Here is a 17,166-nt window from a genome sequence, read left to right on the forward strand (position 1 = left end):
CGCGTCGATGACGCCCTCAACGCGACCCGTGCGGCCGTCGAAGAAGGCATCGTTCCCGGCGGCGGCGTCGCATTGCTGCGCGCTTCGCTGAGCATCAAGGCTGTCGGCGCCAACTCCGACCAGACCGCCGGCATCGCCATCGTGCGTCGCGCGCTGCAGGCTCCGGCCCGCCAGATCGCGGCCAACGCCGGTGCGGAAGCATCTATCGTCGCCGGCAAGATCCTCGAGAACAAGGGGGCAACCTTCGGCTACAACGCCCAGACCGGCGAATATGGCGACATGATCGCCATGGGTATCGTCGATCCGGTCAAGGTTGTGCGCACGGCTCTGCAGGACGCGGCCTCGGTCGCCGGCCTGCTGGTCACCACCGAAGCCATGATCGCGGAGGCTCCGAAGAAGGAGTCGGTTGGCGGCGGCATGCCGGCTGGTATGCCCGGCGGTGGCATGGGCGGCATGGGCGGTATGGATTTCTAATCCAGCCCCCTATCAACCTACAGCGGAAAGGGCGGCAGCAATGCCGCCCTTTTTTGTGTGCCGAGCATGATCGACAGCTTTAGACGTGCAAGTCCTCTACCCAGCCTGATGGCGGCGAAGCGCAACGGCGTCATCGTGAGACGGGGTCTGGCCGTGTCCTTTCGTTCAGCCGCTGGTCGAAACTCGTGCTGCCTTCCGCCGTGCCGTCGATCTTTACAGGGCTGCGAGAAGGCCTTGCCAACGGCTGGCAGACCCTGGTTGCGGTAGAACTCATCGCATCGTTCGAAAGGCTCCGATACCTGATCGCCTATGGTCGTCAGCTCTTTCAATTGGAACTCGTTCTTTCGGCCATGATCGTGGTCGGCCTGACCGGATTGGGATCCACGGCCTGCTCACGTTTGCCTAAAACCATCTGCAACGCTGGCGTCCGGAGACCCAGATGAGCCTGATCACGATTACAGGTCTGGATAGGCTGTCGCACGGCGCTTCCATCGCACCGCCGCCCTTCCGCTTCATCGGCCGACATCTGCGGCCGCTTGAGCCGATGGCGCTGCTCGCGATTTGGGAGTTGCTCGCCCATGCCGGCGCTGCTGACCCACGTTTTCTACCGCCGCTGGAAGAGGTGGCGGCCGCGGCATGGCAGAGTTCAGCCGAGGTGGCCTTGGCTCCAATCTTCTGGCGAGCCTGGAACGTGACCTGATCGGTTTCGTGTGTGGCAGTGTGGCGGAAACGCGTTTGGTCTGGTGATCGGATTTTCCCGCCTCATCGAACGCCTGAGAGGCTCGTGGTCGCGGTTGTATTACCGCTATTACGTGACCTGATCACGTTGACGATGCCAGCACCTTCATTGGCCACTTTCTGGACCATGTACGTCACATCAGGCTCCCCCGCCCGATCGACACGAGCCGGCTCTGTAACCAAGCCGCCGTCATATAGCGGTTCCACAACGGCACTGGCGGCAGTCGTCTTCTCAGCGGCTACAGGTGGACGTTTCAGCATGACGCCAACGAATCCGATGGTGGCAAGGACAGGCAGACCAAGCACCGCGTAGAAGCTGTACTCCGCTGGAGTTCGCCTCGGAAGTGGAGCGACAAGGGCCTGATTTGTCTTGCCATGCCGACATTGTCAGCACGCTTTTCGAAGCCTCTGAATTCCTTAGTGTCCATCCCAGCTCGACCTCCGACCATCCCCATTTCCGGCTGCCCGCGGCACGGCAGCCCTCGGCCTCTAGCTGCGCTCGAGCGGATCAGCGTGCCGTCTGCCTTCTCTGGCCGATCAAAATGTCTGCACCCATTTGGCAATGGCCGTTTCGCGCAAAAGTATTCCCCCGTGAGCCGACTTTCCGAATTGGCTTAACTTCCAAATCTGTGGCTTTGCCTGCATTGCGGAGCGCGGAGTTCCGACCACTCGCCCAAGGGTATGCCATGGCGTTTCGTCTCTTTGTTCCGATCCTTGCCGGTGCAACGCTGCGCGAGCGGCTGCTCGCCTGCATCGGGGCCATGATCGGCATCGCATTGACTGGCGTGATCAGTGCGCTGGCGAACGGGTCTGGCCCACATGTCGCACTGCTAGTTGCTCCAATGGGAGCATCGGCCGTGCTGCTCTTTGCCGTGCCTTCAAGCCCGCTGGCGCAACCTTGGTCGATTATCGGTGGCAATACGATTTCGGCGCTGGTCGGGGTGATCGTGGCGCATTTCGTGCGTGAACCCGTTCTTGCTACCGGCATTGCGGTGGCGCTGGCCATCGCCGCCATGTCGTTCACGCGCTGCCTGCATCCGCCGGGTGGCGCCACCGCCTTAACTGCGGTGTTCGGCGGACCGGCCGTCTTCAGTTCCGGCTTGCTGTTTCCCTTCGTTCCGGTAGCGCTGAACTCGATCGTGCTGGTCGCACTCGGCTACGGCATCCATAAACTGTCGCGGCGCAACTATCCACATGTGGCGGCCCCCGCCCTTAAAAGCGCGCATGGAACCATCGATCCGCCGGCGCGGGAGCGGGTCGGCTTCCAGCCCGAGGATATCGATGCCGCGCTCGGCGCGCTGGAGGAAACCTTCGATATCGACCGCAACGATCTTGAGCGGCTGCTGCGGCAGGTCGAGTTGCAGGCGATGGTGCGCTCCCACCGCACCCTGCTGTGCGAGGACATCATGTCGCGCGATGTGATTTCGGCCGATGAACATGCGCCTGCCGACCAGGCGCGTCACTTGCTGCTCGATCACAACATCCGGACGCTGCCGGTGACCGACGCCGAGGGCGGGCTGGTCGGTGTAGTTGGCCTGCGCGAGCTGACGAAGGCGACCGACGCGGTGAGGGCTGTGATGTCGAAGGCTGGCACCGCCTCTCCCGATACGCGGGCCATGAGCCTGCTGCCGGTGCTCACCGACGGCCGCAGCCATGCCGTGGTCATCGTCGATGCCGAGCGACGCATTATTGGGCTGATCACCCAGACCGACCTGCTGGCAGCGGCAGCGCGCGTGCACATGGCGGACACAACGCTGGCAGCGGCATAAAATAGGGATCCGGACTTGCTCAATCCGGGAACCCGATGGGGCGCCAATAGGATAGCAGTATGGCGGCCGCCCGACGCTCTCCGGCATCTCCTTCGAGGCGAGCAATGCATCGCCGTCTAGGCAAGGCGAATGCTCCGGACTTCCCAGCCTTTCTTGCCTTGCCCGCCTTCGACAAACACCTTCTGTCCCGCCACCAGCACGCTGAGCCCTGAGCGCGTCAGGGCGCTGGCATGAACGAAGACGTCCTTCTCACCGTTGTCAGGAGCAATGAAGCCGAAGCCCTTTTCGGGTTTGTACCACTTGACCGTGCCCCCCCTCTCCAGCTGCGCACCGGTTTCAACGAAGGTCCCTCCAGCGACGCGCGTATGTGACGGAGTTTTCGAGCGGTGATCGCCGATCTCCAGCACCTGCGCGACTTGATGACCTTTTGGACTTTTTTCGACCGTGATCTTGAGAGGCGTCCTCGCGGCAACATCCCGGCTTCCGGCCGCCTCTAACACTCGCACGTGCAGATAGGCCTCCGTGCCGTCCGACAGTTTGACGAAGCCAAAACCCTTGCTGACTGTGAACCACAATACCTCCGCATCGACAGGATCTGCCGTCACGGGCGGCGGGCGCTGAAAATAGCTTGGCTCGGAAGTCCGTTCCGAAAAGGAAACGGGGTCATCGTCATAGCGATGCCGGCGTGGCTCGCGATGGTCTCGATATTTGCCCATGATCATCTCGACTGGCATGGATGGCGCACTGCGCTACCGTCAAGATAATCTCAATCGGGCGACGCGTTTATGTCAAAAAGGCCGTGAAGGCCGCAGCTGTGCCCGGCCTATCGGCCGAACCCTTTGAAACTAGATTCATTTCCCCTGAAACAATAGTGCCGGCGAGTCGATTTACTGACTCGCATAGGTTGTGTTGGAGTGCGAGTGCGATGATGCTGGCGCGGGCGCACTGGAAGGGCTTTATCAGGCATTGCGGAAAGCCTGCTCCGGGTTTCTTCAAAAGGAACCGAACGGCGGGTCGACGACCATTTGCGCCGGCTCCAGGAGCGCAGGCCTGACCGTGCATGATTATCATCTCCAGCGTCACGCCCAGCGTCGACGCCAAGCCATGGAGAACCATGCCGCGCTGTCGCCGACGAGAACAACGTCGGAATGTCGATCGACGAGCTTTGAATCGGCGCACTCAATGGGCCTCCTTCCCCAAGCACGGATGTCGCGTTGGCACTTTTTGTGCAGCTGCGAAGAGCTAAAATCGCCACGACGGGTGGTGTTGACGCGCCGACAATTATCAGACAAAAACGGAATTCAATCGGTTCAGCCGCTTACGCGGCGGGGCTCTGCTCAACAACCTCGGGGACCATGGACGAACGCGCAAAAGGGACTAGGAAAGGCGGAGCTGGAGGCAAGGCCAACGACGTCAATGCGGACTTGATCGCCGTTGTGGTCGCCATGGACAGCAGCGCCCCCTGCGTTCTGACCATCCCGCAGGCAAACGCCCTGCCCTCGGGCCCGTTCGAGCTTGCTCACCGTTCGCTGCAGTCGGGCCTCAGGGGATGGGTGGAACAACAGACCGGCCAGCCGCTCGGCTATATCGAACAGCTCTACACCTTCGCCGATCGCGACAGGGTTGGCGCTGACGACCGCGTGGTCTCTATCAGCTATCTGGCGCTCACCCACCAAGACGAAGCTGGCGACCCGGCCGGGCGACACTGGGGAAGCTGGTACGACTATTTCCCGTGGGAGGATCACCGCTCCGGCACACCGGCGGTCGTGTTGGACGAATTGCGGCCGCGCCTGATGGAATGGGCGGATGGCACTGACGACAGTACGACACGCCTCGACCGACGACGGCGGGCGGCGATCGCCTTCGGCTTTGACGACCGCCATTGGAACGAGGAACTCGCGCTTCAACGTTATGAGCTGCTCTACGAAGCCGCCCTGGTGGAGGAAGCAATACGCGCCGGACATTCCGCTGCGCCCACCTCGGTCTCGGGCAGATCGATGATCGCCGATCATCGTCGCATCCTGGCGACCGGCATTGCGCGGCTGCGCTCCAAGATCAAATACCGGCCGGTCGTATTCGAACTGATGCCGCCGGTCTTCACGCTTTTGCAGCTGCAGCGCACCGTGGAGGCGCTTGCCGGCAGGCTCGTACGAAAGCCGAACTTTCGCCGGCTAATCGAGCAGCAGGAGCTGGTCGAGGAAACCGGTGAGACAACCGCGGAAACCGGCGGCCGGCCGGCGCAACTTTATCGCTTCCGTCACGCCGTTCTCGACGAGAGGGTGATAGCCGGAACAAAATTGCCGCTCTCGCGGGCTTGACCCGCCTTGCGCCAGCAGCCCTGACGATGTCGCGGACGGCTTGGCCCTTGTGAGAACCGGGATTGTCGAGAATGACGATGTCGCCCGGCTTCAGTGTTTTGTTGAGTTCGGTTTCGACATAGACGCGAAAGGCCTGCGTATTGATGGGTCCGTCAATGACCCAAGGCGCCTCCACCCGATCCTGCCGCAGCGCGGTGATGAAGGTCATCGTCTTCCAATGGCCATATGGTGCGTGGGCCATCAGCCGCTTGCCGCGCACACCCCAGCCGCGCAACGGCGCCATGTTGGTCTTGACCCATGTTTCATCCAGGAAGACCAGCCGCGTAGGGTCAATGCGGGTCTGTGTCGATCGCCGAGATCCGGCGCGGCGCTGCCCTCATGGACAAAGGTCGGAAACGTGACGCACTGGCCGAATGGCTCGCCCGGGACCTGCCGCAGCGCTTCGAGTCGAGAGTCCTGCCGGTGGACGAACTGGTTGCCTTGGCCTGGGGCGACCTGACGGGCCTCGCGAAGCGGCGTGGCCGCGGTCTGTCATCGATGGACGGGCTGATCGCAGCCACCGCGATCTCCTGACCCATCACATGGCGGGGATCTTCATGCGCTGACGGCGAAACACCGAGATATCCCGCACCTACCACGATCAATATGGAAACGCCTCGGTGGCAGCCACGAGGTCGATGTCATTGAAGATGAGATGAAATAGGCGGATCAGCTCTGCTTTTCGCATCCTTGACGCGCGCTTCATGACAGGCCTCGGCCAAGGGCGTCGAGTTTAGCTTCCGGTTGGATGCTTGCCCTCACCTGGGGCTATGCTTACGGCCATCCCGATCGAGAAAAGCATCGAACGCGGCAGCGACAGCACGAATCACAAAGCGATGCTCCCGCCGTACGCGGACAAAACCGTTTTCGAAGTCCACTATCCCGTCCTCGGCCAGCATCGCCAAGCGTTCAGCTGAATCGAGAAGACGGATCGGATCAGATCCGTGGGCGGCACAGATTGCCTGCACATCGGCCTCGAGATCGCACATTAGTTGCTCGATAATTGCGGCTCGCACGCGGTCGTCGTCGGTGAGGCGATAGCCCTTTGACGTCGCCAGACGGCCAGCTGCGATATGCTGGATGTAGGAATCCCGTGTAACTTCGTTTTGAACGTACCCTTGGCCGATGCGGCCGATAGCCGACGCTCCGAAACCGATCAGGGTTCTGCAGGTGTCGGCCGAGTAGCCCAACGAGTTACGCCGCAGGCGACCGGTTTTCTGTGCCAGCGCGAGCTCGTCGTCCGGCAAGGCGAAATGGTCGAGCCCGATCTCTCGGTAGCCGGCGGCAATCAGCGTCACGGCCACAGCCGCATGCTGTTCAGCGCGGGCAGCGCTGTCCGGCAGAAATTCCTCCTCGATGAGGCGCTGATTCTTTATCTGGGATGGAATGTGCGAGTACCCGAACACCGCAAGCCGGTCGGGGCGCATGGCGACCACCGCCCTCGCTGTCTCGACGCAGGATTGCACCGTTTGATGCGGGAGACCAAAGATGAGATCGAAGTTGATGCGGCTCACGCCGTGCCGACGCAGCATTTCCACGGCAGCCGACGTCTGGGCCTCGCTCTGGATCCGGTTGATCGCTTTTTGAACGATTGGATCGAAGCTCTGCACGCCGAGGCTCGCGCGGTTCACGCCGGCCGCTCCTAAGGCCTCGGCCATCTCGACCGTGAACGTGCGTGGATCGATCTCGATGGCGACCGTAGCTGTTTTCGACAGAGCGAAGCGGCGTCGCAGGAACTCTATCAGAGCGAGGAACTCGGGTGGTCCTATGAGAGACGGAGTTCCGCCGCCGAAATGTATGTCGCTCACGGGCAACGTCTGCGGCACTCGCTCCGCAACCAGACGGATCTCTTCACGCACGGTCGCCAGATAGTTGAGGATCGGCGCATCATGGCGGGTGATGGTGGTGGGAAAGCCGCAATACCAGCACGCTGATCGGCAGAACGGAACGTGCAGATAGAGTGACACCGGACCGTCAGCCGGCAGGTTCTTGAGCCATTCCTCATAAGCCTCGGCGCCGACCGCCCCAGAGAACTCCGACACAGTCGGATAGATAGTGTACCAAGGCAGCCGGGCCTCTCGATATTTCGTGGTCTGCAACAGTTACCGTCCCATGCTGATAACCACCAACCTTACCGCTGCGCTCGCCTGTGTCTTTGCGCTATGTCAGTCCGTTCCGCTTTGGGCTCGAAACTTGTATTTCGCAGCAATAGCGGCCGTTCAATCTTGGCTGGACGGTCAGCGACTGGCCATGGCTGTTCCCGCCGCGACCCTCACGCGTGACCGTTTGGTTCCACCATCCCTTCCCTTCAGCCAGCGCCTGGTCGCGTAGATTCTGCTGAGCGGCTGCCGCATCCAACGAGATAACACCGCGTTGGGACCAGACTTTGCTCGCCAGCTAGCGCAGCCCCATGGTGATCTCTGGCATCTCGATGAGCTCGTTTTGTGAATTGCTGGCAAGAAGCATTAGCTGTGGCGCGCCGTCTATCAGGACGAGAGCCTGCTCGACGCGACCGTCAGGTCCGCCGCAATGCCAAGGCTGGCGCGCCTACTGACTCCCTGGTGAAGGCAAGGCTGCCTGGTGAAGGCAAGGCTGCGCGTTCAGCGCGTGATTACCGACCATCGCGCTCGCCAAAATGACGGCGTCGTACCGAGCGGCGCCCGCCGCATGATGTCTCAACGTCGGGACTCACAGCAAACAAAGCTGTCGCCATTGAACGAAACTGTCGCGAAGCGAACAGACGAACCGTAGCCGAAACGTTTGCCGTTCGTGCTTGGATTGATCCGCAAGGCAGAAAGGAAGGAAGAGCCAAGCAAGGTCCGCCGGCACACTTGAGCTTCAAGCCGCAGCTGCGTCGTCAGGATGGCACGTCATTTGCAATAGAAGCCTTTGTGACGGCCCGCCCACAACTAGCGGAGATGACCGGTGATGGTTTGTACAGAAATGTTGAATGGCGTCGTTTCGGCAATAATTATATTTGTAATAACAATTGCATATCTGTAACAATAATACCCAATAGTATTCTCAATTTCTCATGAACATCTGGCATGACGAGAGCATCAAAACTGCTCAAAAATTCACTCAATGCGCATCGTTATCGAATGGTTCCTTAGCAAAAATTCATTCACTGACGTCCATCCCTTTTACTGTTTGAACGGAGATCAACAATGAACATTAGGAGCCTCCTCCTCGGCTCAACTGCGGCACTGATTGCCGTTTCCGACGCTCGCGCCGTGACCGCCGTTGCCGAGCCTGACCCGACTGAGTACGTTAAAATCTGCGACGTTTACGGCTCGGGCTACGTCTACATTTCAGGCACTGAGACCTGCCTGCGCATCGGCGGCTATGTCCGTTACGACATCGGCTTGCGCCATGTCGGATTGTTTGACCACGCAAGAACCTCCGATGTGAGGACTGGTGAGCATCAGGACACATGGCAAAACAACACGCGCTTCACATTGAAAACTTGGACCGGCCAGGAGACCGAACTCGGCACGTTGAAGACCTACACCGAAACCCGCATGAACTTCGGTAACCGCCACACTTCGGTTTCGGACAGTTCTCGGTCCTATGCCTTCAACGGAGACAGCACCTTGACTTTCGCCTGGATTCAGCTTGGTGGCCTCCGAGTTGGTAAGGACTGGTCGGCCTTCGACATGTTTATTGGCGGCGCGGTTGACGTACTCAACCAGACGCCGGTTCCGTACGGCGCTTTCGATACCAATGTGGTTCAGTACTACTTCGACGCGGGGGCCGGCTTTTCGGCCGTGGTTTCGCTCGAAGAAGGCTCGGGCGTGGTCGGCACAATCGACAGCTACTCTCCGCACGTAGTCGGCGGCTTGAAATACACACATGGCTGGGGCGCGATCACCGGCGTTGCCGCTTATGATAGCAACTACGAATCGGTGGCCGCCAAGGTCCGTGTCGACATCAATGTCACCAACGAACTGTTGCTGTTCGGAATGCTCGGCTACGGTTCCAACGGCAAGCTCAACGACGACTCCACGAACGCCATCGACGCTCATGGTCGCGGCTTCTATAAGAGTTGGGGTGGGAACTGGGCTTTCTGGGCTGGCGCCACTTACAACCTCAACGAGACAACTTCGTTCAACCTTCAGCTCTCCGGTGATCAGCTCAAGAACCATGGTGTCGCTGCAAACGTCGCCTATGCGTTTCTTCCAGATTTCACAGTTACGGCGGAACTCGACTATAGCCGCTACGGCAACTTCGCCGTCGGCAAGGTGGACGCTTCCAACGTGAACTGGACCAACGCCAACAAGAAGAGCGGTGTCGCCGGAATCCTGCGTTTCGAACGCTCATTCTAACGGGATGAAAGGGTTGAGCTCGAGATCCGGTTGAGCGGACCAATCCCGCAACACTCCAAGAGAACGTCGTATGGAAGCTATACGAGATTGGAGCCTCGATCTCGGGGCCGGACGATGTTTCATATCAGATCTGGTCCGGATGATCGCGCAGGCGATATTCATCGCTCGATTATGCGTTTTGATCTGCAACTCTTTCATTTCCTCATTCCTTCCGCCCGCTTGACGGACCCTGCCATCCAGCACTACCCGGCCAGGTTTTCCGAACTGGGGTGCGGCCCGACGCACTTGAAAATCGCAAATGGATCGCCTCCGTTCAGCCATCCCCGCGGAAATTCGGGCGCGAGAGAACAAGCTCCAGAGCATAAGCGAGGCTGATCGAGGAACAGACGATTCTCAGGCGATGCTCCATCCGATCTTGCGCCTGGCCGAGACGATCGCCCGACGATCACCACCGCGGCCCGAATGCGCTTGGCAAGATACCGCTCGCCCGTTCAACCTGAAGCATTCACCCAGGGGAGTCCCGGCAAGGGGCTGAGATACTGCTGGCTTTCGCGGCGCAGTGACCCGTTGAACCTGATCCAGTTCATACTGGCGTAGGGACGGTGCAAGCGCTTTGCGGGAGTTCACGCCCGAGGTCCTGTTTCGAGCAGGTCGACCAAAGCGTCTTTTCATTCTTCCGGCACAGAACTGGGTCTCCAATGCACGAGCAAAGGAGCCTCATGATGAATGCCCCCACCCCCGCCGTCCCGACGGGACCGCTGCCCGCCTCACGCAAGATCCACAAGCATGGCAGCATTCACCCTCAGATCAGGGTGCCGATGCGCGAAATTGCAGTCCATCCAACGGCCGGCGAACCGCCAGTCACCGTCTACGATCCGTCCGGCCCCTACACCGATCCGGCCATCAAAACCAGGATCGAAAAAGGCCTTGCCCGGCTTCGCCACGAATGGATTACCGCGCGTGGCGATGTCGAAGCCTGTGACGGCCGCCATGTCCGGCCGGAAGACAACGGATTTGTGACTGGCGAGCGCCCATGCCGCCGACCTGGCCAAGGGTCACGCGGCGGCGAACATCCGCGGCGACGCGCTGTCGCGGGCCGGATTCGAGTTCCGCTGGGAGGCCTAGTTCAACCTGTCGCTCGATCCGGAAACCGCGCGGTCCTTCCACGACCAGACCTTGCCCAAGGAAGCGCACAAGCTGGCACATTTCTGCTCGATATGCGGGCCGAAATTCTGCTCGATGCGCATCTCTCACGACATTCGCGCCGAAGCGCAGAAGGAGGGCATGGCGGCGATGGCGGCGAAATACCGCGAGGGCGGCGATCTCTATATGCCGGTCGAAACGCCCGAGGTGGAAAAACAGGCCTCAGCGCAGGAAGATCAGAGGGCGCGCTGAGCCATGCGCCGCATTCTTGTCAAAGGCGCGGGTGTGGCAGGCCTCACCGTTGCCCATGAATTGGCCGCGCCGGGTGCATCCGTCACGGTTGCTGAAATTCGCAGCCAGATCGGCGGCAATGCCTCCTGGCTCGCCGGCGGCATGCTCGCCGCTTGGTGCGAACGCGAAGGCGCCGAGGAGGCGGTCGTCACTTTCGGCAACGTTGCAGCCGACTGGTGGGAAAGGGCGCTGCCCGCGCTGGTGACGAGGGCCGGCACTCTCGTCGTCGCCCATCAGCGCGATGCCTTCGAGCTTGCCCGTTTTGCAGCTCGTTCGCGCAACTATGAGTGCGTCGACGAAAAGGTTGTTGCCGCCCTCGAGCCCGATCTTGCCGGCCGCTTTCATCAGAGCCTGTTTTTTTGTAGCGAAGCTCATCTCGATCCCCGTCGGGCTCTCGAAGCCCTCGCCGGCAACTGCGTGCGATGGGCGTCGTTTTCCTTTTCGAGACGGGCGAGGTTGGCTTTTCCGGCTTTGATCAGGTGATCGACTGCACGGGCATCGCGCGGGCCGACGACGATTTACGCGGCATGCGCGGTGAAATGCTGATCCTCCATACGCGTGATGTCTCGCTCGGGGCGATTGCCGAGAAGCCGATCTCGCGGGCGTCGCGGCGTAGTGAGCGCGGGCGCGGCCGTGATGATCGTGGCGGGAGGGAGAGGTAAGGAGCGTCTTTTCTTTGAGAATTCGCGTTTACAGGTACCCACGATGCACAACGGGCGAGTTTTTCAAAGAGGCGCGTCCTCCTTCGAAGCGCTTCGGAGGGCCAGGCTGTAGGCTCGCCCCGAGCCCCTGCGTAGCCTGCTGGGGAGCTGGTCTCGGCCCATCCGGGTGACGATCCTTCGCGCAGACGAGCTATGGAAACGATCAAAACTGTGATTTCACTTGCCGATTATCGCATAAAAAGCTTGTTATTGCACAACTTAAAAAACTTGCAACTCCACAGCATCATTGACTTGTCTCCTATCAGCAATATATACTTGTAATCGCACAGCTCTAAAAAGTTGCAAAGGTACGGCCATGGCCAAGCCCCATGAAAAACTCGCTGTATCATTGGCCGTCCTCAAAGAGCTGCAGAAGGGTGGGCGGCGCATATTCAAATCAGATGAGCTGACCCGCGTCCACCGGGAGCGGCTGCTGCAGAACGGGTTCCTGCGCGATGTTATGAAAGGCTGGCTCATGTCGACCAGCCCGCAGGCACAGCAGCAAGACACCACCCCCTGGTACGCGAGCTTCTGGGAGTTCTGCTCCCTTTACTGCAATGACCGGTTCGGCAAGGACTGGTTCGTGTCACCGGAGCACTCGCTGCTTCTGCACGCGGAAGCGCCCACTATTCCGCCTCAGGTGGTGGTGAACACCCCCAAAGGCACGAATAACAAAATCGACCTGCTGTTCGGCACTTCGCTCTATGACCTCAAGGTCAAGGAGATGCCGGCCGAACTGACAGAGAAAAACGGCCAGCGCGTGTTCACTGTCGAGGCCGCCCTTACCCGGGTGCCGCAAGCGTTCTTCCAGCGCGCGCCTATCGAGATGCAGATCGCTATGGCGTCGGTGCGCGACGTATCAACCGTTCTGGTCCTGCTGCTTGATGGCGGCCATTCCGCCGTGGCGGGACGGCTTGCGGGGGCCTTCCGTCGCGTAGGACGCGACTCCTTTGCCGATGAAATCGTGGCCGCCTTCAAAGCCGCCGGCTATGACGTGCGCGAATCCGATCCGTTCGCGGGACAAATTGGAGTGACAACCATTGCGGCGGGCGTACCGCCGTTGGTCGCCCGCCTGCGCGCGATCTGGCAATCGCAGCGCGAAGCCATCATCGAGATATTCCCGAAGGCACCCGGACTGCCGTCCGACAAAGACGCCTATATGAAGTTCGTCGAGGATATCTACGAAAGCGACGCCTACCATTCGCTGTCGATAGAAGGGTACAGCGTCACCCCGGAACTCATCGACCGGGTGCGCGAGGGGAGCTGGAATCCGGAGATTGATGAAGAGGACCGCAAGAACCGGGATGCGCTTGCCGCGCGTGGCTACTACCTCGCATTCCAGAAGGTCAAAGACTCTGTTGCCGCGATCATCAACGGCAAGCCAGCCGGCGCGTTGACGCGGGACACTCACCGGGAGTGGTACCGGGAGCTGTTCGCGCCGTCAGTGACCGCCGGCATCCTCAAAGCCAGCGCGCTGGCGGGATATCGCAACCACCTTGTGTACCTGCGCGGCTCGCAGCACGTGCCGCCGCGTACCGAAGCGGTGGCCGATGGTATGCATGAGCTGTTCGACCTGCTGGAGGCGGAGAAGGAGGCCTCCGTGCGTGCCGTGCTGGGGCATTGGCTTGTGGGCTATGTGCACCCCTATCCGGACGGCAACGGACGAATGGCGCGGTTCCTCATGAACGCGATGCTGGCTTCAGGCGGTTACCCCTGGACAGTCGTCAGAGTCGATGACCGGAAGGCCTACCTCGCAGGGCTGGAGGAGGCGAGCGTCAATATGAATGTGAAAACGTTCGCCGCCTTTCTCGCCGAACGGGTGAAGTGGTCTATGGAGAAGGCGGCGTGAGGTCGGTGGTGTGCCATGTTTAACTTGCTTGTCTCGGGCCACGGCGAGTGGTGGGAAACGCCGCCGTTCACGTCAACCATTGACCGTTTCAAGGAATAGAGCGGCGCCGAGGCCGAGGCTATCGGCCTCGCGCGCCCTGAAACATTGCGCCGGCTGGAGGAAATCCCGGCGCTGTTGATGTACGAAGTTGGGGAGGGAGGCCCGCTCGCGCGCGTGGTCCGGCACGGCCGCATACGCAATATCGTTCGGCGCGGACACGAACTGGCCTTCACCTTCGAGCCCGATCCGGAACATGCCTTTCTCGACCGGTCAGCGGTGTTGAGAATTGCGGACCGGCTGCGCATTCAACAGTTCGAACAGCACCGTACGCACTGGGCGATCAAGGATGGTGACATTCCGGCCGAGCTGATTGCCACCGGCACCGCTGAACGGGCGCAGCGCACCGTTGCCGTGGTTGCGGCAGAATATGTTAGAAGCGCGCCGCGAGGGACGAGGAGAGAAGCTGCCGAACTGGCCGAAGAACTGGAGGATTTTCCTCCCTCGCTGGAGAAAGCACTGTCGCTCGTGCCGGCGCGTATCCTTCAGCAGCCGACACCCGAATTATACCCGATCCTTGGGATAGAGCCCCGCACGCCCCAAGGCCGCAACGCCGTCGTGGCCGTCGTCGCAAGGGATCACAATGGGCAGGACTTGCCTGCCGACTGGTCTTATTCGCTGGCGTGGTTCCTGGACCTTTACGGCAGCGCGACGGAAGCGGGGCGCCTTGACGGCGCGCTGGCCGAATGCGCAACGCATATGATCGCGCTCGGCACTGGCGAGGGAGAAGCGGCCGCCCCGGTTGAAGATATCGGCTACCCACTCTGGCGCTGTTCGCGAAGCCCGAAACTTATCGGCGATCTGCGCCGGGAAATTGCGGTCCTGACTGATCGCCTCGTGCGCCGCCAGGAGGGTGGGGGCTGCTGGAATGAAACTAGAGAAGGGGTTCCCCGGCCCGGCCTGCGCGCCACGGCCCTTGCGACAGTCGCCCTTCAGCGGCTTGGCGATGACCGCTACCACGACGCAATTCGGAAAGCCGTGTCATGGCTGATCACACAAGTTATTCCTGACACAGGCGCGCTTCCGCGCGACGCGGGCGAAGAGGATCCCGAGGTCATCGCCACGACACTCGCGATGGAGGCTATTCGCCGGTCTGATTTTGTCGATGACGTGCCCCACGTGCTGGCGGCTGGAGATGCCTGGCTGGTCTCCGGTCAGACCGTGCTGGGAGGCTGGCAGGCAGAGCCGTGGGCAGAGGATTTTGTCGCGGCCTTGGTGCTTGAATATCTCGCGCGCCAAAACGAGATGCTGCCGCAGGTCGATGGCTTTCTCCTGATGGCGCGCGACTTCTTCCGCAAGGCAGAAGAGCTGCAGCTGGAAGGCGGCGCCGATAATCGGCGGCTTGCTGCCATAGCGACCGTGCATGCTGTGGAAATGTTCCTTTATGGGCTGTTTGAGCGGCGGGAAGATTTGGCGCTGTCAGCCTTCCGCGAAAACGGCACTGAGACGCTCGGCCCCCGGACAGCGCCTGGGTTCAGAGGACAAAATTGATCAGTGGTTCGATGCCAAAACCAAGGCCCTGAATGACTGGCAAAGGGATGAGCTAAAAAAGAAATGGGGCACGATGTAAAACGTGCTCAGCTCGCGATCCCGCATGGATCGTGTCGTCAGCGACATCGTCTTCGATTTCAGCGTGAAGCCCCGCCTGTCAAGCGAACGCGGCAACGCAATCCTCGTGGCCTCCAGCATCTACGAAGCCTGCAAGTACTTCGAGCTTTTTCAAAAGACCCGTTCCGCAACAAGTGCGCCCTGATCAAATCGTACAATCCGAATGCGCAGGACATCACAAAGGAAGGACGGGCGCCAACACCGATACCGACCGGCAGGTCATTTACAACACCTACACCGAGTTGCTGAAGCGCGTTGAGGCCAAGGGCGGTTTGTCCAAAACCGAGGTGTACGAGGAGGCGGCCAAGGCTCTTTTCACCAAGGAGCCGGCGAACATGAAGCTGCTGGTGGTCGTCGACAAGCTGCTCACAGCTTTCGATGCGCTGCACCTATGTCTACATAGACACGTCTATGCAGGACCACGGCCTGTTCCAAGCGATTTGCCGGACCAATCGGCTTGACGGCGAGGACAAGGATTTGGGTTATATCGTCGCCTACAAGGGCCTGTTCAAGAAGGTTGAGAATGCGATCGCGGTCTATACGTCGGAACTTGATCATTCCGACGACGGGCCGGCTCCGGATGTGCTGCTCAAGGAAAGTCTGAAAAAAGGAAAAGAATGTCTCGATCAAGCCCTGGAACGCATTGTCCTGCTTTGCGAGCGAGTGGAGCCGCCGAAAGGAGAACTAGAATACATCCACTTCTTCTGCGGCAACACCGAAATCGCGTCAGACCTTAAATCGCGCGAACCTCAGCGCGCGGCCCTGTACAAGGCAACCGCAGGGCTGCTGCGGGCGTATGCTAATATCGCGGATGAAATGGATGCCGCAGGCTACAACAACTCCCACGTTGCCCGCATCAAGAAACAGGTCGAGCATTACCTGAATGCGCGGGACACTGTGCGTCTGGCCAGCAACGAAAGCCTCGATCTGAAGGCCTACGAGGCTGATATGCGGCACTTGATCGACACATATTTCAAAGCCGATGAGCCCCGCAAAATCTCACCATTCGACGGCATGAGCCTCCTTGAGCTCAGCTCGTTTGGGAGGACGTGCTGGACGATAGGGTCACCATTCCCCGCAAAATCAAGCAGTCCAGCGAGCGTAAAATCCAGGATCAAGCTGACCGCACATGGAATCTTCTCACTACGCTTTACTACAAGGGGACAGGCCGTATCCCTTGGCGCCGGAAGAAGATCGGATTGAAAGGGAACCTTCTTTGTCATCTTTGCATCACGGTCAGTCTGCTCGAGATTGACCGCTGCAAACCGGGAGCACGAGCGGGCTGGGCAAACGTTGCAACAGATCCTTCAAGGAAATTCATTGACTCTTAGCAACTCCGGTTCGCTGTGAATGGTAGGCTTATTGCAACGTCTGAGGTCAGTGGGGTCCAAACCGTGGCGCCGCTTATTCTCCGACCCGCCGAACTGCGTGCAATTTCGGCTAAAGGCAATGGCAAGAAGAGCGCCCATCTTGTTTGTTCGACACAGCCATATCGGCTCAAAACAGTATCTTCACGGCCACCGACATTGTCCGGTCGGTGGACAATCAACCATATAATTTGGTTCGAAAGCCGCAACATCTGTGGAGAACGCGAAATGACAAATTCAGTAGGACGAGTGCCTAGGCTTTCCAAGTGGCTTGGTCCTGACCAATGCTGACACTGGTCAGTCGCCTACGGACGGCAGCGCAGTTAGATCGCCTTCGAATCCTAGGTCTTTGCGCGCACGCGGACCTAACTGTCTGCCAGCTAGCGGAGATTCTGGGTCTGCGTCGTGAGCACGTTGTACGACACGTCCGGCTACTGGCCAGAGCCGA

General features: G+C 60.1%; 13 protein-coding genes, 4 pseudogenes and 1 riboswitch. Of the genes and pseudogenes, 13 read left to right on the forward strand and 4 right to left on the reverse strand.

The window, feature by feature from the left end:
• The 4 genes from X760_RS0139045 to X760_RS65695 all read left to right on the forward strand — a co-directional run.
• Positions 1 to 474, forward strand: a 474-nt coding sequence (locus X760_RS0139045) for a TCP-1/cpn60 chaperonin family protein (RefSeq protein ID WP_031194654.1), incomplete at its 5' end; no start/stop codon positions are given.
• A gap of 185 nt (positions 475 to 659) precedes the next feature.
• Positions 660 to 917 (forward strand): hypothetical protein, encoded by a 258-nt coding sequence (locus X760_RS65685; protein WP_023721399.1) that lies wholly within the window; start codon positions 660 to 662, stop codon positions 915 to 917.
• The gene (locus X760_RS65690; RefSeq protein ID WP_023721400.1) at positions 914 to 1,174 is read left to right on the forward strand and encodes a hypothetical protein; all 261 of its coding nucleotides are present in this window, start codon (positions 914 to 916) and stop codon (positions 1,172 to 1,174) included. The genes X760_RS65685 and X760_RS65690 overlap by 4 nt, the downstream gene beginning before the upstream one ends.
• A gap of 724 nt (positions 1,175 to 1,898) precedes the next feature.
• Complete coding sequence (locus X760_RS65695) at positions 1,899 to 2,981, forward strand: HPP family protein (protein WP_023721401.1); 1,083 nt, start codon at positions 1,899 to 1,901, stop codon at positions 2,979 to 2,981.
• Between the two features lie 116 nt (positions 2,982 to 3,097).
• Here X760_RS65695 and X760_RS78920 read toward each other — a convergent pair whose 3' ends face one another.
• Positions 3,098 to 3,703: a cold-shock protein gene (locus X760_RS78920; RefSeq protein ID WP_280940429.1), complete on the reverse strand. Its 606-nt coding sequence runs from the start codon at positions 3,701 to 3,703 to the stop codon at positions 3,098 to 3,100.
• A gap of 273 nt (positions 3,704 to 3,976) precedes the next feature.
• Positions 3,977 to 4,150, reverse strand: a pseudogene (locus tag X760_RS78150) (3-methyl-2-oxobutanoate hydroxymethyltransferase); the annotation flags it as partial.
• Positions 4,151 to 4,336: 186 nt separating this feature from the next.
• On the opposite strand from X760_RS78150, the gene X760_RS65705 reads away from it, so the two are divergent.
• Positions 4,337 to 5,299 carry a membrane protein gene (locus X760_RS65705; protein WP_023721404.1) on the forward strand — a complete coding sequence of 321 codons (963 nt, stop codon included), beginning with the start codon at positions 4,337 to 4,339 and terminating at the stop codon, positions 5,297 to 5,299.
• A gap of 10 nt (positions 5,300 to 5,309) precedes the next feature.
• Here the strand turns inward: X760_RS65705 and X760_RS78155 are convergent.
• Positions 5,310 to 5,633 (reverse strand): annotated as a pseudogene (locus X760_RS78155) (transposase); the annotation flags it as partial.
• Between the two features lie 8 nt (positions 5,634 to 5,641).
• On the opposite strand from X760_RS78155, the pseudogene X760_RS0139055 reads away from it, so the two are divergent.
• A pseudogene (locus X760_RS0139055) lies at positions 5,642 to 5,869 on the forward strand (VapC toxin family PIN domain ribonuclease); the annotation flags it as partial.
• Between the two features lie 227 nt (positions 5,870 to 6,096).
• Here the strand turns inward: X760_RS0139055 and hemN are convergent.
• Entirely contained in the window at positions 6,097 to 7,437 is a 1,341-nt protein-coding gene (gene hemN, locus X760_RS65710; protein WP_023721405.1) for an oxygen-independent coproporphyrinogen III oxidase, read from the reverse strand.
• A gap of 1,068 nt (positions 7,438 to 8,505) precedes the next feature.
• Between hemN and X760_RS65715 the strand changes: the two genes are divergently transcribed.
• The 7 genes and pseudogenes from X760_RS65715 to X760_RS77325 all read left to right on the forward strand — a co-directional run bounded on the left by X760_RS65715 (position 8,506) and on the right by X760_RS77325 (position 16,554).
• Entirely contained in the window at positions 8,506 to 9,663 is a 1,158-nt protein-coding gene (locus X760_RS65715; RefSeq protein ID WP_023721406.1) for a porin, read from the forward strand.
• Positions 9,664 to 10,164: 501 nt separating this feature from the next.
• Positions 10,165 to 10,280, forward strand: a riboswitch (TPP riboswitch).
• A gap of 177 nt (positions 10,281 to 10,457) precedes the next feature.
• Positions 10,458 to 11,058 (forward strand): annotated as a pseudogene (locus tag X760_RS78925) (phosphomethylpyrimidine synthase ThiC); the annotation flags it as partial.
• Positions 11,059 to 11,061: 3 nt separating this feature from the next.
• Positions 11,062 to 11,580 (forward strand): FAD-dependent oxidoreductase, encoded by a 519-nt coding sequence (locus X760_RS75165; RefSeq protein ID WP_348633247.1) that lies wholly within the window; start codon positions 11,062 to 11,064, stop codon positions 11,578 to 11,580.
• Positions 11,581 to 12,114: 534 nt separating this feature from the next.
• The gene (locus X760_RS65730) at positions 12,115 to 13,647 is read left to right on the forward strand and encodes a Fic family protein (RefSeq protein ID WP_023721412.1); all 1,533 of its coding nucleotides are present in this window, start codon (positions 12,115 to 12,117) and stop codon (positions 13,645 to 13,647) included.
• Between the two features lie 174 nt (positions 13,648 to 13,821).
• Positions 13,822 to 15,234: a hypothetical protein gene (locus tag X760_RS65735; protein WP_156948183.1), complete on the forward strand. Its 1,413-nt coding sequence runs from the start codon at positions 13,822 to 13,824 to the stop codon at positions 15,232 to 15,234.
• A 103-nt stretch (positions 15,235 to 15,337) separates the two neighbouring features.
• Positions 15,338 to 15,496, forward strand: coding sequence for a hypothetical protein (locus X760_RS77320; RefSeq protein WP_023721414.1), 159 nt, complete (start codon positions 15,338 to 15,340; stop codon positions 15,494 to 15,496).
• 266 nt (positions 15,497 to 15,762) lie between these two features.
• Positions 15,763 to 16,554 (forward strand): hypothetical protein, encoded by a 792-nt coding sequence (locus tag X760_RS77325; protein ID WP_023721416.1) that lies wholly within the window; start codon positions 15,763 to 15,765, stop codon positions 16,552 to 16,554.
• The last annotated feature ends 612 nt before the right edge of the window (positions 16,555 to 17,166 follow it).

Origin of the sequence: Mesorhizobium sp. LSHC420B00, assembly GCF_000503055.1 — a bacterium.
Lineage (GTDB): Bacteria > Pseudomonadota > Alphaproteobacteria > Rhizobiales > Rhizobiaceae > Mesorhizobium.